This is a genomic window from Bacillus sp. CBEL-1 (genome assembly GCF_004348885.1).
In the GTDB taxonomy this organism is placed as follows: Bacteria; Bacillota; Bacilli; order Bacillales; family Bacillaceae_H; genus Priestia; species Priestia aryabhattai_A.
Genome location: NZ_SBIM01000003.1, coordinates 325,678 through 346,006, shown reverse-complemented (window position 1 = coordinate 346,006; position 20,329 = coordinate 325,678). Strand labels below are relative to the sequence as shown.

Genomic DNA, 20,329 nt, shown 5'->3' with positions numbered 1-20,329 from the left:
TAAGGAGTGAGCGGACGTGAAAGTAATGACATTCTTAAAACGATTGTTTATCGTATGGACTGTTGGTACAGCTACGATTCCAATTAGTTATTTAGGGTTTAATGTAGGGGTAGGTGACAGCATTTTATTAAGCTTTGGCACTGCTGCACTAACAGGAATATTCTTTATCTTTAAAAGCGTTAGAGTTGCATATAAAGACCCGTATAGGGAAGAGCTTGCCTATATCAAGCATCAGGTAAAGGAAGCGCGTAAACAATTAAAAGTTATTAGTAGTTCTCGCTTTAAGCTAAAATCAATTCACATGTGGACAGAGCTTTCTAAGCTATACAGAGTAGGAAAGAGCATGGTTGATATGGTTGAAAAAGAGCCTGAGCGTTATAAGAGTGTTCAGCCATTTTTTACAAATTACCTGCAAGCAACGGTGACGGTTATTGAACGCTACGTATTTTTATTATCTAAACCTACTAAAAGTATTGATGTAAAAGAAAGTATTCATGAAGCTGAAAATGTGATACATGAACTCTCAGCACAGTACGATCAGCTTTTAAATTCTGCTCTTTCTCAAGATGTACTAAGTTTAGATGTAGAAATGAAGGTTTTAAAGCAACATTTTCAAAATGAAGAGGAATATGCGCCAATAAATCGAATGAAGTAAGGATGGGGTTTATATGAAAGAATTGGAAAAAAACCAATCGCTAGATGAACTTTTAAACGATCCGTTTGCATCACCCACTTTGGCTACACAGGCTGATCAACCGGTAGCTAAGCAGCTTTCAACGTACAATAGTTTAGCGCCTGAATATCAGGAAAAAGCACAAAAGATTGCTGAGCAAATTGACTATAAAAACCAGCAGGCTATTCTTCAGTATGGCGTAGCTGCACAGTCTGAGCTTTCCCAGTTCTCACAGTCTGTTTTACAGCATGTGCAAACGAAGGATACAGGTCCTGTGGGAGATGTAATAGCTGATCTAATGTCTAAGATACGTCAGGTTAATCCAGATGATTTTACAACGAAGAAAAAAGGGTTTATCGGGAGAGTATTTTCTGGATTGTCAAAGCCAATTCAAAATTTATTAACTAAATATCAAAGTATTAACGTTGAAATTGATAAAATTGCAGACAAATTAGAGCGCTCTAAGCAAATGCTTTATCGTGATATTACGATGTTGGATAGCTTGTACGATAAAAATAAGCAGTTTTATGATGCGTTAAATATTTATATTGGAGCTGCAGAGTACCGCCTGGAGTCACTTCGAAACGAGGCACTTCCTGCACTTCAACAAGAAGCAAAAGCGAAGAATGACTACTTAATGGCTCAGGAAGTAAATGATTTGAGCCAATTTATTAATCGCTTAGAAAAGCGGGTTCATGATCTGAAGCTAAGTAGACAGATTGCCGTTCAAAGCGCACCACAAATTCGTTTGATTCAAGAAGTAAATCAAACGCTTGTAGAAAAAATTCAAAGCTCTATCTTGACAGCAATTCCCCTCTGGAAAAATCAAGTGGTGATTGCTACTACGTTGTTGCGACAAAAAGCCGCAATGGAAGCTCAAAAGCAAGTATCTAAAACAACAAACGATTTATTAACGCGTAATTCAGAAATGTTAAAGCAAAATACAATTGAAGTGGCAAAAGAAAACGAGCGAGGAATCGTGAATATTGAAACGCTTAGACAAACACAATCAGATTTAATTACTACGCTTGAAGAAGTATTGAAAATTCAAGAGGAAGGCCGCACGAAGCGAACAGAAGCAGAAGCGGAGCTTTATCAGATGGAATCAGACTTGAAAACCAAGTTAATGAATTTAAAATAGATGGAAAAAGCCGAACAAAACTGTTCGGCTTTTTCCTTTATAAATTCTCGATTGAGCGAGTCATTTCTAAAAAGGCATTAACATTTTCTGTTTCAACCGGAGTAAAAATGGTAAGTCGCATAGCCGGACGTTTGTCAGATTCTTTCACTAAGTACGAAGTAGTACGATCCTTGTCGTTGCTGGCTGAATATACACTGCGAAATGAAAGATCCTCATTATAGGATGTGACAGAGTTTTTTTGAACATCAGCAGATACAGCTTCTAATCCTTTTATGGCTTCTTGCTCTATCTTATCCCAGTCCACGTTATTAGGGAGAACTTCAATACGCATCCACAAAGCATCATTAGCATCGTAGTAGATGACATCTTTTCGAGGTTCTTCTTCTGTAAACGTATATCCTTCTAGGACATATAAAGAATACTTTTGATTTTCACTAGTTTTTAAAAATCCCATTTTCTCCTCTTGCATACCTTCGTTTTCATACGTCAGCATTTGCTCAGGAAGTCGAATGGTTTGTTCATCAGATGAAGTATCTGAGGATTCTTTGGGTGATCTCTCTTTTGGAACTTGATCACTTGTGCTCAGAGAAGAGTCATCAGACTTAGAGTTTTCTTGTGCTGTTCCACAGGCTGTCAGCATAAACGCTGTCAAAAGAATTAACAGATATTTTTGCACGCTACCTCTCCTTTAACTGAATGCTATTAATCATATCGAACAATTGTTGTTCATCAGGTGAATTTCTTTTTACGTTGGTTGTAATAATGAGTATTTGTGCTCTACTAGGAACCTTTACGATATATAAGGATGCTTTTTCTTGATGAGTATAGGCTTCAAAAGCAGTAATGAGTGGCTTCTTAATGTGGTGCTGGTCGGCAATCATTTTAGCTTTTCCAAATTGTTCTTCAAAAGTAGATGTAGCTGAATTGACCGATGTAAGCGTATTTGTTGTATCGACTTTTAAGACTTGAATTCTCATCCACGTATGAGGGGATTGAGTCGAGAAAATGATGTCTTTTCCCTCTTCTTCTTTTTGTAATTCATAGTTAGGTAATACCTCTATTGAAAAACCTTGATGACTGGATGCATTCTCCCTTACGTTTTCTTGCTCATGTGCTAAAGGGGATATATTTGTTTTTATTTGAAGGGCACTAAGCGTAAAGATAAACAGAGCTACTATTACTATTCGATAGGTCATACACAGTCTCCTTTATCTGAAGTGAAATTATCAAAACCAATCTTAAATGCTCATGACATTCGATTTCTTACATTTTTCCCCATTCCATTAAAAGTAAACGCATTACCTGCGTTTTTATCGATTTGTTTTCATGTATTTGGGAGAACCTAAAAGAACATTCTAAACAGAAAGAGAGTGGATATTGAGTGAACGAAAAGCCGAAACAAGAGGAGTCGTTAGAACATTCATACGTGTGCAGTGAATCATTCTTTGACAATGACTTACGAGCCATTGTCATATCACAGCTAGAGCAAGATCAAATAGAGAAACAAGAAAGAAGGTAAGCGTATGAAAAAAAGTCTTTTGTTTCTTTGCGTATTTCTCTTTTTCGCCGGTGCATCGAACGGACAAGCAGCAAAAAAAAGTCGCTTTTACTATGAGAAAAAAGGTGATATTGTTTGGGAAGTTCCAACAAGTGAAGAAAAGATTATCGCATTAACGTTTGATGATGGGCCAGATCCGACATATACGCCGCTTATTCTAGATTTACTAAAGGAATACAATGCAAAAGCTACATTTTTTGTTGTAGGTGACCGAGTTACTCAATATCCTACAATTGCAAAAAGAGAGATTAAAGAAGGGCATGAACTCGCAAATCATACGTATAGTCATCTAGAAGTTCGCGGTCAAGATACTGCAAAAATAGAAGGAGAGATCGAAAAGGCTGATGAAAGAATTCAGCAGGTAACAGGTATTAAACCTTATCTCTTTAGGCCTCCTACTGGTTACTATGACGATAAAGTGGTGAAAGCAGCTAAAAACCAACAATATACGGTTGTATTATGGTCGTGGCATCAAGACACGTTTGATTGGAGAAATCCTGGTGTAGACAGAATTGTTCATCAAGTATTGAAAAATGCAAGCTCTGGAGATATTGTTTTGTTTCACGATACAGGTGGAAATCGTACGCAAACAGTTCAAGCACTAAAACAAATACTGCCTGAGTTAAAAGAAAAAGGATATCGTTTTGTTACAATTTCAGAGCTTTTAAAGCATCATCCAAACTATGAATCCCTTTATTTAATGCAAAAGGAAAACACAAACAAAGGCACTCCTTTAAAATAGGAGGTGCCTTTGTTTGTTTAAAGTGTAGATACTTCCTCTTCAGAAGGGTTCTTTTTCTTTTGAAAATATTCTGTAACGCGCTCGCGTTTCTTTTTAGATACAAGAACATATAGAGTATCCCCAGAGAAGATCTTAGTATTTCCGCGAGGTGTAATTAGCTTTTCTTCACGTATAACAGCTGTAATTAAAATGTCTTCCGGTAAGGGAATTTCTTCAAGTGATTTTCCGGAAATTGCAGCATCTGGCACTAGCTTCAGCTCAATCATCTCATTATTAGTTTTTCCCATAGAAACAAGTTCTAAGCTGTGTGGGACTACTTCTTTTTCACCATCTGAAAAATTCAAGTAATTAGCAAGCGGAGAAATTGTTGCTCCTTGCAATAACGCAGAAGTAAGAACAACGAAGAATACCACGTTAAAGATAAGCGCACTGTTTTCAAGACCAGCCATCATTGGGTATGTAGCTAAAACAATGGGAACAGCTCCCTTTAACCCTCCCCACGAAATGAATAGCTGCTCTTTCAGTGTATATTTGCTAAAGAGCATGCTGATGAAAACACCTAATGGTCGAGCAACGAGCATTAATAAAAACGACAGTAAAATACCTTGCCATGTAACCTGGATAAGTTCTTTAGGAAAGACGAGTAGTCCTAAAATAATGAACATAAGAATCTGCATCATCCAGGCAAATCCTTCATTAAATCGTACAATAGCATGACGATACGTTAAATGGGAATTTCCGATAATAACAGCCATTATGTAAACAGCTAGCAAGCCACTCGCTCCAATAAAAGCAGTGACACCATATGTTAAAGCTGCTAAAGCAAGAGATAATACTGGATAAAGGCCGGACGAGTCTAAATTAATGCGATTAATAATCCATACAGAAGCTTTTCCTAGCACTAGTCCCATTATTAATCCCATTCCCATTTGCCAGAAAAAATCGAGGAAAAGAGTAAAGATAGGTGATTCAGGTACTTGGATTAGTTCAATAATTGAAACAGTTAAGAAAATCGCCATTGGATCATTAGAACCTGACTCTGCTTCTAAAGTTGACGTGAGCTTTTGACGAATGTTTTTGGATCCTAAAACGGAAAAAACGGCTGCTGCATCAGTAGAGCCAACAATTGCTCCAAATAATAAGCCCTCTAGCCAAGTAACATCCAAAATATACTTTGCTAACACACCGGTTACAACAGTTGTAATTAAAACCCCTAATGTAGCAAGAGAAATAGAAGGGCGAGCAACGCTTTTGACGTCAGTCCACTTCGTTTGAATACCACCATCAAATAGAATGATAATGAGAGCAATTATTCCGACACCTTGTGCTAAAAGAGCGTTGTCAAAGTAGACGTAATGACTGAGTATCATACCTACAATAATAAACAGTACGAGGGAAGGTAGACCTAAACGAGAAGAGAATTTTGCTGTTAGGACTCCCGTAACTAGAAGAATGGATAAAAGGAAAATTAAATTGTCAATCGTAAAACTCAATGATTGTTCACCTCTTTTTCATAATTAAGTTGAATTTACTTTTGAATGGGTAACAGATAAAAAGCTGTTAGCAAACGTCAAGTTCATTATGTTCCTCCTTATAATAACCAAATCTACAGCAAAAAAGCTGTATCAATAAAAGTATACCATAATCGTCAGAATAGAAGGGATTATTATGCTTCAGCATGTTTTAATTAAAAAAGAACCCGGTTCTATAACCGAGTTCTCTTATTTTTATTTCAGATCTTGCTGATAATAAAGCTCAGGTGCTTTAAATGATTGTCCTCTTTGAGCTTTTGGTCCTTTATGATCTGGTCGAGCGCGATCATACACGGCAGTTCCTACAATTTCAGCAACATCTTGAAGTTTTTCTTTACTGATTTTGTCAATGCTATCTTCTGGAGTATGGTACCATGGCTCAGCTGGATCGTGAATAAATAGTGCAGCAGGGATGCCCGCTTCTGCGAACGGCACATGGTCACTGCGTCCACCTTCTGAATATGGAGTAGCAGCACCATTTAGACGTAGGCTTGAGGCTTGAGCTAATTTTGTTACGAAGTTAGCTTTTCCATCTGCTGTTTTCAATACTAAGTCACCAGCATCGCGACTACCAACCATATCTAAGTTAAACATACCAACGATACGATCTTTCTCATCGTGAGATAAACCATCCACGTACTCTTGAGAACCAATTAAGCCAAGTTCTTCAGCTCCAAATGTTACAAAGCGTAGCTCTGTATCTGTTGGTAGAGACTTTAATACGCGAGCTAATTCAATAACCATTGCTGTTCCAGATGCGTCGTCGTTTGCACCAGGCGCACCCTCAACTGAGTCATGGTGAGCCCCAATTACGATAATATCATCCGTGTTACGTTTCTTTTCAGTTGGTGATTTTGTTGCGGTTACGTTATATGAAATACGTTCGCTAACTTCAGCACCTTCAATATTTACAGTAGCCGTTAGAGTGCCTGCTTTTACTTTTTCAAGAAGCTGTTCACCCTCTGCTTTTGATAAAGCTACAGCTGGCACATAACCATCATTAGCTCCACCAAGCGTTCCGTTTAACTCACCATCAGCATTATTATAAATAATTACGGCTTTAGCTCCCTTTTCGGCTGCATTTAACACTTTTTCACCAAAGCTAATAGAACCACGTTGAATCAGTGCAACTTTACCTGTTAAGTCTTGAGTCGCTAACTCTTCTTTTGTTGCAAGACCAGCATAAACAACTTCAGCGCTGACATTACCGTTTACGCTGTATGTGAAAGAGCTAGGAGAATAGCTTGTCCCATCTGCTGAAAGTTCAACTTTAGATGCTTCAGTATAACCAACGAATGTAAATGGCTCGACGTTTGCTTTATAACCAAATGACTTTAATTTTTTCTGGATATACCAAGCTGCTTTATGCTCAGCCGCAGTTCCAGCTACACGAGGCGTTTTTGCTAAATACTCAATATCATTGTAGATGTTATCTACATTGATTTTGTTGAGAACCTTTTTATCTACCGCATTGTAAGCTTGACTCGATGAAGACTGAGCGACAGGAGCAGCTGCAGTATATGTACTAGATATTGAAAGGGCTAAGCTTGTTGCTAAAGCAACGGAAACAATTGTCTTTTTTGTTTTTTTCATTGTGTTCCTCCTTTGGGAAATTATAGATACAACTTAAAATTTATAATATTCATAAAAATAAAAAAAGGGCAAATATTCCTATTTAGTATGGGTGTTTTAGGGAAAATGCTATTTTTTTATGTCTAAAATTATAAAATTGACAAGAGGTTGTAAAAGAAAAGTAATCAAACCGTTATCGAATTCTTATTGATAAAGTTTCATGGACATGATGTAATAAAAGAAATAAGTGAAGCAGGAAGGGTAAAAGAATGAGAGATGCATATCAAAAGATTATATTGCCATATACGCCTGAGAATCTAAGAATGTTATTGTTACAAGTTTGTGATGATGAAAATATGTTTTCGCATCAAGAGCTCGCTTATTGGTGTGACAAATTTACGTTACATTACTATGAATACGATGCAGATGAAAAGCAGTGGATGAGTGATATGCAACAGCCTGATGCACGCCAAGACTTGGCGAGATCGTATGCTATCGCAAAAGATATTGGTTGGCAGTGGTATTATTACATGTCAAGAGGTACAACATTATCTGATATACAATATACGGATTTACACTACTTAGAGCTCCCAAAGCATTTATTTGTTAGGTGGCTAAATGAATTGTATGAAATGTAAATACATATGCAAAAACACCCCTTAATCAAGGGGTGTTTTTTTATGTTGAACCTTTAATGATAATAAATATGAACAATGACAAACAATTAAAGTGAAAAAATAGTAAAAAAAACGAAAACCGAGTTGACTTATTGGAATTGTTATAATATAAATAAAGGAGACTTATATTTGGAAAGTATTGTAGGAGGAATTATTTTGACTTCATTATTAGTTATTCTTAACATCATTATCATGCTGGCATTAATCGCTGGTTTATATATGATGCAAAAAAAATACGTTTCATTTTCAAAGCGTGTATTCACAGCTTTAGGACTTGGAATTGTATTTGGATTTGCTCTTCAATTTGTATATGGACCAACATCAGAAGTGACAGCTCAAACATCAGATTGGTTTAGTATTGTTGGTAGTGGTTATGTTAAATTTTTACAGATGATTGTTATGCCACTTGTGTTTGTTTCAATTGTGGCGGCGTTCACTCGTTTAAAATTAACGAGTAACATTGGGAAAATCAGTGGTCTAATTATTGGAATTTTAGTTGGAACAACAGCCATTGCAGCAGCAATTGGGATTGTGACAACAACAGGATTTAATTTAGAAGCTGTACAGATTGAACAAGGTGCAGCTGAAACTGAGCGTGGAGCAGCATTAGAAGAGAACTTGTCGGGAATGCAAGCCCAAACAATTCCACAGCAAATCATTGAATTGTTGCCTGCAAATCCATTTTTAGATTTAACCGGAGCACGACCAACTTCAACAATCGCAGTAGTTATCTTTGCTGCATTTATTGGAATTGCTTATTTAGGCGTAAAGCGTAAAAAACCAGAAGAAGCGGCTCTCTTTTCAAAAATTATTGATATGATTTATGCAATTGTGATGCGCGTTGTTACATTAATATTGCGTTTAACGCCATATGGTGTATTAGCCATTATGACAAAGACAATTGCTACGAGTGATATTGATGCCATCGTCAAGCTTGGTAAATTTGTTATTGCGTCTTATGTAGCGTTAGCAGCAATGTTTGCAGTTCATTTACTTTTACTAACGCTTGTTGGTGTAAACCCGGTTACGTATGTAAAAAAAGCATTTCCAGTTTTAACATTTGCTTTCACATCGCGTACAAGTGCAGGTGCATTACCGTTAAATGTGAACACGCAAACAAGACAGCTTGGCGTTCCAGAAGGAATTGCAAACTTTGCAGGATCATTTGGTTTATCGATTGGTCAAAATGGTTGTGCGGGTATTTATCCAGCAATGTTAGCCGTTATGATTGCACCAACGGTAGGTATTAATCCTTTATCACCATCGTTCATCGCCACACTGATTGCCATCGTAGCTATTAGCTCGTTTGGAGTAGCAGGTGTAGGTGGAGGTGCAACATTCGCGGCACTTCTTGTTTTATCTGCACTAGACTTACCGGTTGCGTTAGCAGGATTGCTTATTTCAGTAGAACCTCTTATCGACATGGGACGTACAGCATTGAACGTAAGTGGAAGTATGACAGCAGGTGTTATAACTAGTAAAGTAACAAAAGAATTAGATACAACAGTTTATAATGATAAAACAATTTCGCCTGAAACGGCAGAAGCATAAAAAAGTTGGGACATAAGTATTTCAGCTAATGATTTATCCGAGTGATCGCGAGTTAACTACTTTCGATCACTCGGATATTTTTTGTTTAAAAACTTTTTAAATAGAATAGTTGAATGAAGTGTAGAGCACGAGACTTACGAGGAGAAGGAAAGCAAGCTGAAATCTCGTAGCAAGGAGACTGCATTTCCTTCCTGTGGAAAGCGAGTGTCCGCAGCGCAATGGAATGAACTTATTCTTACAACCTAGCGACTGTAGAAAAAGTCATGATTCTTTTTTGAAAGTAAATCATTTAGCTATGTATCACTCTCTTTTGTGTGAGAAGATTAAAATTTCTAAATAATATGACATATCAGTTGATTTTTTTGAAAAGGGTAGTGTAAACTAATTCTTGGTAACGCTTTCTAAAATTGAAGGAGGTATGGATTTGATGCAAAATATTGGAGCAAAACAAGTTGAGGTAAGTCCAAAACTGAAGCAATTTTTACAAGGTGTAAAGAAGCTATATATTAACGGCCAATGGGTGGAAGCGGCATCTGGAAAGACATTCGAAACAGTAAACCCTGCAACTGGTGAAAAGTTAGCAGATGTAGCTGAAGGGAATGCTGAAGATATTGATCGTGCTGTGTTAGCAGCTCGTGAAGCTTTTGACAATGGACCATGGACAAAAATGTCTGCGGCGGAAAGAAGTCGTTTAATTTATAAGCTTGCTGACCTCATGGAAGAACATAAACTTGAACTTGCTCAATTAGAAACGCTCGATAATGGGAAACCAATTCGTGAAACATCAAATGCAGATATTCCTTTAGCTATTGAACATTTTAGATACTATGCTGGTTGGGCAACGAAAATTGTTGGACAAACTATTCCTGTACAAGGTGCATACTTTAACTATACGCGTCATGAACCACTAGGAGTGGTTGGCCAAATTATCCCTTGGAATTTCCCGTTGCTTATGGCAGCATGGAAGCTGGGTGCTGCCTTAGCTAGCGGTTGTACAATTGTACTGAAACCAGCAGAACAAACGCCTTTATCAGCTCTTTATCTAGCGGGTCTTGCTGAGGAAGCAGGCTTTCCTAAAGGAGTGCTAAACGTCGTTCCGGGATTTGGTAAAACGGCAGGCGAACCGCTTGTAAACCACTTACAGGTAGATAAGATTGCCTTTACGGGATCAACAGCGGTCGGAAAGTCGATTATGAAGCAAGCGAGTGAAACCCTAAAGAAAGTAACGCTTGAGCTTGGAGGCAAATCTCCAAATATCATTTTACCTGATGCAGATTTATCAAAAGCTGTTCCGGGAGCGCTGGCAGGTGTAATGTTCAACCAAGGACAAGTTTGTTGTGCAGGAAGTCGATTATACGTACAAAAAAAATTATATGATAATGTGCTAGCAGACTTAGTGGCACAGTCTAAGGTAATTAAACAGGGTAATGGATTAATAGAAGATACGACAATGGGCCCGCTTGTGTCTGCACAGCAACAGAAGCGAGTCAAGTCATATATTGATAAAGGTGTAGAAGAAGGAGCGGAAGTATTAACAGGAGGTTCGCTTCCGTTTGAAAAAGGGTATTTTGTGGAGCCGACAATCTTTGCCGATGTTGATCATTCCATGACAATTGCACGAGAAGAAATTTTTGGTCCTGTTGTTGCAGCTATGCCATTTGATGATTTAGATGACTTAATTGCTAAGGCAAACGATACGGCATACGGATTAGCAGCGGGCGTGTGGACACAAGACTTGAAGAAAGCTCACCATATAGCTCACGGTATTAAAGCGGGAACAATCTGGGTTAACTGCTACAATGTATTTGATGCAGCTAGTCCGTTCGGTGGCTATAAACAGTCTGGGATTGGAAGAGAAATGGGTAGTTATGCGCTTGATAACTATACAGAAGTAAAAAGTGTATGGGTTAATATGGAATCTTAAAACAATTTCTGAAACAATAGCATATCTATTTGTGAAAAAGAGTAGTCTTTAGTGGACTACTCTTTTTTAATTATACGTTGCATAAACCATCTAGTATTTTGCGGAAGCAATTAGTAACTACTAATTCCATAGAAAGAAGTGATGGATATGAAAGGAATACAAGGCCCGTCAACCTATCGTATGACAGGCCATTTGAAAGATTTTCAAGAAAGTCCGCTTTTGTTTTTGCGCCATCTCAGTGAGTATGGGGAGACAACACGTTTTCGGCTAGGTCACCGAAAATTTTACTTAACAACAAATCCTCAAATGGTAAAAGATGTTGTATTTACAAAAAACAATAGCTTTGTAGATGTAGGGATTAAAAATGTTGTTCGAGCACTTCATGTTCATGATTTATTTGAATTTAATTTTTTGTTGGGAATGCCAAATATAAAATCTTCTTTTGTAAAAAAGCATTTTTCTACCTGTCGAATTGATCATCGTACGATTATACAATCGTACTTATCTTTATGGAAAAGTGGAAGTTTAAGAATATTTAATGAAGAAGTGCAAGAGTTGGCACTATGGTTGTTAGCACATAGCTTTTTTGGTGTAACCCAAAATCATGACTTGACAACCCATTTGAAGAAGATAGCTGAGCTACGCACTAAAAGACATCAACCTTCAATGGTAAAAGTACGCCTTCCGAAAGTGGGAAAGCAAAATCAGATAGAGACAGATGCTATAGCAGGCGTTGTTTCCTGTCTTCAATCTCGTTATGATAATCAATTAGTGGATGAACAGCGTTATATTTACGATACACTTGTTAATGAAGATGAATCTGGTATTCTTCAGCGATTCTTTATCACGTATGACTTAATTTGTAATGCATGCAGCTGGCTAATGTATACGCTTTGTGAGCATGAGGATATTCTACGACATGTTCAGCTGCTAAAAGGTCATGAGCAAGATGAATACATGCGTATGGTTATTTTAGAGTCGCTGAGGCTCTATCCTCCAATTTGGTTATTTGGAAAACAAGCGGTAGAAACTGTTCAAGTTGATAACTATGTGTTTAAAAAAAATGAAACGATTTTTATTAGTCCTTATAGCCTTCATCGAAATGAAGCTTATTTTTTAGAGCCTCATGAGTTTTTACCTGAGCGCTTTTGTTTAGACTTAAACGTAGACATACCAAAGCATCTGTACTTACCGTTTGGTATGATTGCAGAAACTGAGGCTCAAATGGAGTATGTTATGACTATGGCAAGGGCAATTGTCCTCCCGATTGTAACGTCCTTTGATATAAAAAAAGTGCGTTCTATCATTCATCCAAAGGGAGAAATCTTATTGGAGATGAAAGAACCTTTCTCTATTGTGATAACAAAAGAAAAATTACCGATTGTAACGTCTTTGTAAGAGACTTTCTAACTATTGCTACACTAACGTATTGACATTAAACTCATTGAAATCTATCATTAAGTGCATCTATTATGAAAGGTACAGATAGAGGAGCTTATGGATAAACTACTGAATCAATTTATTGAACTTGTTGAAACATCCTTACTGCCTAACTTAATCATTAAAAGTGAAAATGAACATGACCCTGTTGTAGTCGAGTATGTACCTGATGAATGGATCTTAATTGGAAAAGGCAACTACGCAGCTGTTTTTTATCACCCTTTATATGAAGGTCTAGTAGTGAAAGTATATGGTCGAGCGTTTGAAGAGGTAAAAAAAGAAGCAAATGTCTATAAAAAATTAGGAAAGCACCCTGCTTATTCTCAGCTTTATTATTATACAAATAACTACTTAATTCTAAAGAGGCTACAAGGCATTACGCTATACGAAGCAGTTCAAAAGCGGGTTATAATTCCGTTAACAGTTATAGACGATGTAAACGAAGCATTAGCTTATGCTAAATTAAGAGGACTCAATCCCTTTGATGTTCATGGGAAAAACGTAATGATGAAAGATGGGCGCGGATACGTAGTTGATATTTCGGATTTCTATAAAGAAGGCATTGATAAAAAGTGGACGGATTTGGTGAAAGCTTATCACAAAATCTATGTGCCTATTATAAAAAAGTACCACCTTGCGATTTCACCATCTTTATTAAATCTAACAAGACACGTCTATCGCTTGTATCGCAAAGTAAAAAATAAATATAAAAATTATGTATGAAGGTCATCTGCTCTTAGTTCGTTATTAAAAGCAGATGGCCTTTTTATGTTGAAATAGCTATCTTATATAAACCTTTAAATTCTTAGGGAAGCACTCTGGTACTGACATTTATTTTAAGAAAAATAGAAAAAGTATTCAAAATTTCGTTTTAAATGTCGAAATAAAAGACAGGTATACTAAAACCACGATGCATTGAGCGGACAAAGATAGGAGACATAGAAATGGATAAAACATCTTTTTTGGGTTTGATTTTAGCACTGATTGCACTAATGGTAGGGATGTTTCTTAAAGGTGTCAGCCCAACAGTTTTAATAAATCCTGCGGCCATTTTAATCATTATTGTAGGCACAATCGGGGCGGTGGTCATTGCGTTCCCCACAAGTGAAATAAAAAGGGTACCTAAGTTATTTGGCGTTCTTTTTAAAGAGCCAAAAATGGCTACGCCAAAAGATCTTGTGTTTATGTTTTCTGAATGGGCACAGGTTGTTCGAAAAGAAGGCTTATTATCATTAGAAGCAAAAACAGCAGAGGTGGAAGACCCCTTCTTACAAAATGGATTAAATTTAGCAATTGATGGACAAAGCGCAGATTACATTAGAGACGTGCTGTCTGAAGAAATTGAAGCGATGGAAGACCGCCATCAGGCTGGCGCAGCTATTTTTTCACAAGCAGGTACATATGCACCTAGTTTAGGAGTACTTGGAGCAGTCATTGGCTTGATTGCCGCTTTAGGAAACATGGCTGACACAACTAGTTTAGGACATGCTATTAGCGCTGCGTTTGTTGCCACATTACTAGGTATTTTTACGGGATACGTTTTTTGGCATCCATTTGCTAACAAATTAAAACGGAAGTCTAAGCAAGAAGCCAAAATTAAATATATGATGATTGAAGGTGTTCTTTCTTTACTAGAAGGCGAAACACCTAAAGTGATTGAACAAAAGCTTGCATCCTATTTGCCAACAGCTGAGCGTAAGAAGCTATTGCAGGAAAGCGAAGTGGTTGAAAATGAGTAAGAAGCGTTCGCGAAAACAAAAAGAGGATGCTCATGTTGATGAGAGCTGGCTATTGCCATACGCGGATTTATTAACGCTATTACTTGCCTTATTTATTGTTTTGTTTGCCATTAGCTCGGTTGATGCTCAAAAGTTTCAAGCTTTATCAAAAGCCTTTAATGAAATGTTTGAAGGGGGAACAGGTGTGTTAGAGTTTCAAACACCACCTACTCCTAAAGAAGAAAATCTCCCTGCTGAAGACCCGACGGGAAAAAATGTAGCAAGAGATAATGGAATGGACCCAACTGAAAAAGAAGGAGAAAAGCCGTTAACAGAAGAAAACAAGCAGAAGAGTTCTCACGATGCAGATCAGCAAGAATTATTGACTGTTCAACAAAAAGTAAATACATATATTGAGCAAAATGGTCTTAAAGACGAGTTGCAGACCTCACTAACAGATGAAGGGCTACTAATTTCAATTCGCGATAACGTCTTTTTTGCATCTGGAAGAGCGGATGTTCGATCCGAAGATATAAGTCTTGCAAAAGAAATTTCAAACTTGCTCGTGATGGATCCTCCTCGTAATATTATCATTAGTGGTCATACTGATAATGTACCGATACGCAATGCAGGTTTTCAATCAAATTGGGAGCTTAGCGTTATGAGAGCGATTAATTTCATGAAGGTTATTCTAGAAAATAATCGCTTAAACCCAAGTATGTTTAGTGCAAAAGGATTTGGTGAATTTAAGCCCGTAGCCTCGAATGAAACGAATGAAGGCAAGAAGAAAAACCGCCGAGTAGAAATTTTAATTACGCCTCGAACAGAAGCAGAAAATGAGTAAAAACACGGTTTAGTCCGTGTTTTTATTTTTGTATTATAATAAAAGACGACGATTTTCATAAGTTCCGCGCACTAGATTAAGCTCTTCTCCCTCTAAAATTAAATCAATTAAAGCACCATTAAATAAATCAGATACTTGTTTTTTATCATTTGATTGCAAGTATTCAACTCGATACCATTTTTCATTATAACTAAAGTACATAAAGCGTCCCCACGTATAGTCTAGCCAGAATTTAATTGGTTTTCCATTCACAAGCTTCTTTACGTATCCCCAGCTTCTTCCTTGGTGTGAATCGGTCATTTTAGGCTGAGCTGAATTAAATACTTGATAATAAAGTTTATTGTTTAAATCATATAGCATCATACCTAAGCCACTCCTTTTTACTCGTTATTAATTAGTAGTATGCAAGGCAATAGAATTTAGAAGTAGTAAATAGACAAGCTTTCGTCATTTTAAAAATGATGGGAGTGTATACTAAAGAAAAGCTATCTAGAGTTGAAAAGAGGTGTTGATAATGGAAAGCAATTGGCTGATGAAACAAGTTTGGAGAAATCTATTATTTATACATTGGCCCGTTTCTGCAAAAGAGCTACAAAAACTTTTACCAGAGCCTTTAACAATAGATACATTTGAAGGGAAGGCGTTTATTTCACTTGTTCCTTTTACAATGACAGGCATTCGCTTTAAAGGTACGCCGTCTGTCCCATGCATATCTCAACTTCATGAATTGAATGTACGAACATATGTGAAGTATCAAGGCGAACGGGGTGTTTATTTTTTTAGTTTAGACGCAACGAATGCTCTTGCGGTATGGATTGCTAGACGCTTCTTTCATTTACCTTATCTACATGCTGACATAATGGTTAATAAATATAAGGATTCGATCAACTTTGAATGTACAAGGAAGCATAAAGGGTTTCAACAGGAAGAGATATTGTTGACGTATAAGCCTATATCAGCTCCTTATCATACAAAAGAAGGAACTGTGGATGAGTGGTTAACAAACAGGGACCGTCTCTTTACCGTGTACAAAAAGAAAGTTTTTCGAGGGAAACTTTTTCATGACCCTTGGATTTTACAAGATGGACATTATTCTATGAGAAAAAATACGCTTACGACAGCTTACCCACCAATAAATAAGGGTGAAACAATTGTGCATTATGCACAAGATCTTGTTACATATTTTTATCCTTTTCAAAAGATGTGAAGAAGTCAATATAAATAAAGTCTTGAATGATTCTACAAGGTTGTGGTACTATTTGCCTTGTGAAAATAGTGAATATTACATGGGGTAAAAATGGCCTTTTTAAATGTGAAAAGGTGAATGAACGGACGGTATATTTACATAAATTTGTTCAAATTATACATTTTTATCAAAAGATGTATGCGCTTTTACATCCTGCAGCCATTTAGTATTCAAGTCATAAGTTTAGGGGGATTTGATTTTGAAAACACCAAGGTTACCTTCAATTGGTGAAATTGTAATCGTGTTACTTTTATTTCTAGCGGTTGTCGTTTCATTTGCACTCATTTTCGAACTTCCCATCCAATTAGCGCTCTTTATATCATGGTTTATCGTTATTGCGCTAGGTATTCGCTTAGGATATAAATATAATTTTTTACAGAAAGCGATTACAAAAGGGATTGGGAACGGGTTAGAAGCTATTCTAATTTTATTAGCAGTAGGCGCTCTAATTGGAACATGGATTTCTGGAGGAATCGTTCCATCATTAATTTATTATGGTTTAGAGTTTATTAATCCTACGTTCTTTTTATTAGCCACTTTAGTTATTTGTTCAATCACTTCTGTTGCAACGGGTACATCATGGGGAACAGTAGGGACAGCAGGTATTGCAATGATGGCAATAGGGGAAGGAATGGGAATGCCTCTACCACTCGTAGCTGGTGCAGTTATTTCGGGTGCATATTTCGGAGACAAGCTATCTCCGCTATCTGACAGTACAATCTTGTCTGCTTCTATGGCAAAAGTAGATGTAATTGCTCATGTGCGAGCAATGCTTTACTTAGATATTCCAGCTTACATTGTTACATCTATTTTGTTTACCATTGCTGGATTTATGTATGGTGGTAATAACTTTGATAGTGAGCGAGTAGAGTTTTTAAAATCATCTTTACATGACGTGTTCCAAATCAACGTGTGGATGCTTATTCCAATGGTTGTTGTTATTGTGTTATTAGCATTAAAAAAGCCGTCACTACCATCAATTGCAGTGGGTTCTTTACTGGGTGTAATATGGGGAGTGCTTTTTCAGGATTTAAGCGTATCAAGTGCTTTTAATTCAGCTTATAGCGGGTTTTCCATCGAGTCAGACATAACGTTTATAACAGAGTTACTCAACCGCGGTGGGATTGAGAGTATGGTTGGTTCAATTATTGTTATTATTTTTGGGTTAGGCTTTGGTGGTCTTCTAGAAGAGTTAGGTGTACTCAAAGTACTTCTTTCTAAATTTGAACAGTTTTTAACAAATGCAGGAAACGTGACGACTGCTACGATTTTTACAGGTTTATTAGGGAATATTTTTGGTTGTGCTATGTACGTATCGCTTATTTTAACGCCAAAGATTATGCAAGATAGCTATGACCGTCTAAAAATCAATCGACTTGTATTAGCGCGTAACTCCGAAGTAGGAGGAACGTTAACCTCGGGTATGGTTCCATGGACTGATAATGGTATCTTTTTAGCTACAATCTTAGGTGTATCAACATTCGCTTATCTACCATTTATGTGGTTAAGTTTTGTTTCTATCATTATTGCTATTATCTATGGTTATACTGGAAAGTTCATTTGGTATACAACGGATGAAAATAAAAACGTTAGCTAAAAGCTAGCGTTTTTTTTTATGTATTTTATCTGAAAACGTTATCTTTATATTTTGTATTCATGAAATGTTGTAAAAAATCAGAAAAATGTTATAATCAAACAATGATTCTGATAGGAATACTTGCTTTTCGTGAAAATAGTTATAAGGAAAAGTGAGTAAACGAATGTTGGGAAAGATAGAAGGAAAGAAGTGAAGTTAATGGCACAACATGAAGGACAAAATGATTTAAAACGGACGATGAAAAGCCGTCACTTATTTATGGTTTCGCTCGGAGGTGTAATTGGAACAGGTTTATTTTTGAGTTCTGGTTATACAATCGGACAAGCTGGTCCGGGAGGAGCAATGCTTGCCTATTTAGTTGGTGGTTTTATTATGTATTTGGTGATGCTTTGTTTAGGTGAGCTGAGCGTAGCTATGCCACATGCAGGTTCATTTCAGGTGTATGCTACAAAGTTTATCGGACCAGGAACAGGATTTGCTGTAGGGTGGTTATATTGGTTAACTTGGGTTGTCACCGTAGGATCAGAGTTTATTGCAGTAGGACTATTAATGCAGCGCTGGTTTCCAGATTCGCCGGTATGGATTTGGAGCGTATTATTTGCGATTACCATTTTTGTATGTAACGCAATGTCAGTTCGCTTTTTTGCTGAATCAGAGTTTTGGTTTTCTCTTATTAAAGTAGTAGCAATTATTGTATTTATTATAGTTGGAGGAATGGCTATTTTCGGTTTTATTTCAATCGAGGGGCAGTCTGCGCCACTCTTTTCTAACTTTACAGGAGAAGGCGGTATGTTTCCGAATGGATTTACGCCAGTCTTAGCCACGATGGTCGCTGTTAGTTTTGCATTTTCAGGTACAGAGCTAATAGGAATAGCAGCAGGAGAAAGTGAAAACCCAGAGCGTGACGTCCCAAAGTCCATTCGCAACATTGTGTGGCGAACGTTCTTCTTTTTTATTGGAGCTATCTTTGTGCTGTCCGCACTTATTCCATGGAAGGAAGCCGGAGTGACAGAGAGTCCTTTTGTTACGGTATTTGCGCGCATAGGTATTCCATACGCTGCTGATATCATGAATTTTGTTATTTTAACAGCACTGCTTTCGATTGCCAATTCAGGATTGTATGCGTGTGCTCGCATGCTTTGGTCTTTGTCTAAGCAAAATATGATTTCCCCTGCACTTGGAAAGGTGACGTCAAAAGGAGTACCATTAAATGCTTTAATTGTAAGTATGGCGGTTGCTTGCTTATCACTTTTAACTAGCGTTTTTGCAGCTGATACAGTGTATATGGTATTAGTCGGTATATCAGGATTTGCAGTAGTAGCTGTTTGGATGAGTATTGCAGCTTCTCAGTATATGTTCCGCCGCAAGTATATTAAAGAAGGAAATGATGTAGGGAAGCTGGTCTATAAAGCGCCACTTTATCCTATTGTTCCAATTCTTGCATTCTTATTATGCTTAGCATCTTGCGTAGGATTGGCATTTGATCCAAGCCAGCGTATTGCTTTGTATTGTGGAATTCCTTTTGTCCTGCTATGCTATGCAGTTTATTATTGGAGACGACGTAAAGGATTAAAGGTATTTACAGATCAAAGTGAAGCAAAGTAAGAAAAGCCGCTCGTTTCTATAAATAGAAACGAGCGGCTTTATTATCTAACACATGTTTTTAACATTTAACACAGAAAAACACCCTATCCATTCCGAACTGGTTAAGTGTCCCGCAACAAGCGAAATGGTGATGGATAGGGTGCTAAGTTAAGAATAAGCTTTTTGAATCGGAATGTCAATGTTTAGAGGTTTGAACAGTTATATAATGATCCATTGTTATGTTGGGTTCGAAAAAACGTCCCATTTGTTTGTCCCACTCTTCAAATAATGAAGATTGAACAAAGTTCACCATATGGCTTTCGATAGTTTCCCACTCGACAATAATCATATATTTTGTATCCGTTTCAACGCATCGATGAATAGAATGGTCAATATATCCTGGTACGGATGCGATAACGCGAGCAGCTTGATGAAATGCATCTTCAAACTCTGCTAATAAATCTTTTTTTATATGAAAAAAAGCAACTTCTTTAACCATGATGTCCCCCTGTTTCTTCTATAGTATGATA

At 37.1% G+C, this 20,329-nt stretch carries 20 protein-coding genes; 14 read left to right on the top strand and 6 right to left on the bottom strand.

Annotated features, from left to right (window positions below):
• Positions 1 to 25: 25 nt before the first annotated feature.
• Positions 26 to 655 (top strand): 5-bromo-4-chloroindolyl phosphate hydrolysis family protein, encoded by a 630-nt coding sequence (locus EPL02_RS01880; RefSeq protein ID WP_256993268.1) that lies wholly within the window; start codon positions 26 to 28, stop codon positions 653 to 655.
• 13 nt (positions 656 to 668) lie between these two features.
• Positions 669 to 1,814, top strand: a complete 1,146-nt coding sequence (locus EPL02_RS01875; protein WP_094909775.1) for a toxic anion resistance protein — start codon at positions 669 to 671, stop codon at positions 1,812 to 1,814.
• Positions 1,815 to 1,851: 37 nt separating this feature from the next.
• Here EPL02_RS01875 and EPL02_RS01870 read toward each other — a convergent pair whose 3' ends face one another.
• Positions 1,852 to 2,490 carry a hypothetical protein gene (locus EPL02_RS01870; RefSeq protein ID WP_094909776.1) on the bottom strand — a complete coding sequence of 213 codons (639 nt, stop codon included), beginning with the start codon at positions 2,488 to 2,490 and terminating at the stop codon, positions 1,852 to 1,854.
• A gap of 1 nt (position 2,491) precedes the next feature.
• A complete protein-coding gene (locus tag EPL02_RS01865; protein WP_094909777.1) occupies positions 2,492 to 3,010 on the bottom strand; it encodes a hypothetical protein in 519 nt (172 codons plus the stop codon).
• Between the two features lie 185 nt (positions 3,011 to 3,195).
• Here EPL02_RS01865 and EPL02_RS20735 point away from each other — a divergent pair, with 185 nt between their 5' ends.
• Positions 3,196 to 3,333, top strand: a complete 138-nt coding sequence (locus EPL02_RS20735) for a hypothetical protein (protein WP_165932494.1) — start codon at positions 3,196 to 3,198, stop codon at positions 3,331 to 3,333.
• Between the two features lie 4 nt (positions 3,334 to 3,337).
• Positions 3,338 to 4,114, top strand: coding sequence for a polysaccharide deacetylase family protein (locus tag EPL02_RS01860; protein WP_094909778.1), 777 nt, complete (start codon positions 3,338 to 3,340; stop codon positions 4,112 to 4,114).
• A gap of 17 nt (positions 4,115 to 4,131) precedes the next feature.
• On the opposite strand, the gene EPL02_RS01855 is transcribed toward EPL02_RS01860, so the two are convergent.
• Positions 4,132 to 5,607 carry a potassium/proton antiporter gene (locus EPL02_RS01855; RefSeq protein WP_094909779.1) on the bottom strand — a complete coding sequence of 492 codons (1,476 nt, stop codon included), beginning with the start codon at positions 5,605 to 5,607 and terminating at the stop codon, positions 4,132 to 4,134.
• 234 nt (positions 5,608 to 5,841) lie between these two features.
• Positions 5,842 to 7,239, bottom strand: coding sequence for a M28 family peptidase (locus EPL02_RS01850; protein ID WP_094909780.1), 1,398 nt, complete (start codon positions 7,237 to 7,239; stop codon positions 5,842 to 5,844).
• 248 nt (positions 7,240 to 7,487) lie between these two features.
• On the opposite strand from EPL02_RS01850, the gene EPL02_RS01845 reads away from it, so the two are divergent.
• The 7 genes from EPL02_RS01845 (at position 7,488) to motB (ending at position 15,372) form a co-directional block, all read left to right on the top strand.
• On the top strand, positions 7,488 to 7,856 hold the full coding sequence (locus tag EPL02_RS01845) for a hypothetical protein (RefSeq protein WP_094909781.1): 369 nt from the start codon (positions 7,488 to 7,490) through the stop codon (positions 7,854 to 7,856).
• A 231-nt stretch (positions 7,857 to 8,087) separates the two neighbouring features.
• Entirely contained in the window at positions 8,088 to 9,446 is a 1,359-nt protein-coding gene (locus EPL02_RS01840; RefSeq protein WP_179289191.1) for an L-cystine transporter, read from the top strand.
• Between the two features lie 427 nt (positions 9,447 to 9,873).
• Entirely contained in the window at positions 9,874 to 11,370 is a 1,497-nt protein-coding gene (locus EPL02_RS01835) for an aldehyde dehydrogenase family protein (RefSeq protein WP_094909782.1), read from the top strand.
• Between the two features lie 147 nt (positions 11,371 to 11,517).
• Positions 11,518 to 12,768, top strand: a complete 1,251-nt coding sequence (locus EPL02_RS01830; protein ID WP_165932493.1) for a cytochrome P450 — start codon at positions 11,518 to 11,520, stop codon at positions 12,766 to 12,768.
• 99 nt (positions 12,769 to 12,867) lie between these two features.
• Positions 12,868 to 13,533, top strand: a complete 666-nt coding sequence (locus EPL02_RS01825; RefSeq protein ID WP_131886878.1) for a serine/threonine protein kinase — start codon at positions 12,868 to 12,870, stop codon at positions 13,531 to 13,533.
• Between the two features lie 221 nt (positions 13,534 to 13,754).
• A complete protein-coding gene (gene motA, locus EPL02_RS01820) occupies positions 13,755 to 14,549 on the top strand; it encodes a flagellar motor stator protein MotA (protein WP_094909785.1) in 795 nt (264 codons plus the stop codon).
• The gene (motB, locus tag EPL02_RS01815; protein WP_094909786.1) at positions 14,542 to 15,372 is read left to right on the top strand and encodes a flagellar motor protein MotB; all 831 of its coding nucleotides are present in this window, start codon (positions 14,542 to 14,544) and stop codon (positions 15,370 to 15,372) included. The genes motA and motB overlap by 8 nt, the downstream gene beginning before the upstream one ends.
• Positions 15,373 to 15,405: 33 nt before the next feature.
• Here the strand turns inward: motB and EPL02_RS01810 are convergent, their stop codons facing one another.
• The gene (locus EPL02_RS01810) at positions 15,406 to 15,735 is read right to left on the bottom strand and encodes a hypothetical protein (RefSeq protein ID WP_094909787.1); all 330 of its coding nucleotides are present in this window, start codon (positions 15,733 to 15,735) and stop codon (positions 15,406 to 15,408) included.
• A 151-nt stretch (positions 15,736 to 15,886) separates the two neighbouring features.
• Between EPL02_RS01810 and EPL02_RS01805 the strand changes: the two genes are divergently transcribed.
• From EPL02_RS01805 to EPL02_RS01795, 3 genes are all read left to right on the top strand, one after another.
• Positions 15,887 to 16,579 (top strand): YqjF family protein, encoded by a 693-nt coding sequence (locus EPL02_RS01805; protein WP_094909788.1) that lies wholly within the window; start codon positions 15,887 to 15,889, stop codon positions 16,577 to 16,579.
• A 238-nt stretch (positions 16,580 to 16,817) separates the two neighbouring features.
• Positions 16,818 to 18,215, top strand: coding sequence for a Na+/H+ antiporter NhaC (gene nhaC, locus EPL02_RS01800; RefSeq protein ID WP_131886877.1), 1,398 nt, complete (start codon positions 16,818 to 16,820; stop codon positions 18,213 to 18,215).
• A gap of 198 nt (positions 18,216 to 18,413) precedes the next feature.
• On the top strand, positions 18,414 to 19,820 hold the full coding sequence (locus EPL02_RS01795; protein ID WP_094909790.1) for an amino acid permease: 1,407 nt from the start codon (positions 18,414 to 18,416) through the stop codon (positions 19,818 to 19,820).
• Positions 19,821 to 19,995: 175 nt separating this feature from the next.
• On the opposite strand, the gene EPL02_RS01790 is transcribed toward EPL02_RS01795, so the two are convergent.
• Entirely contained in the window at positions 19,996 to 20,298 is a 303-nt protein-coding gene (locus tag EPL02_RS01790) for an antibiotic biosynthesis monooxygenase family protein (protein ID WP_094909791.1), read from the bottom strand.
• Between the last annotated feature and the right edge of the window lie 31 nt (positions 20,299 to 20,329).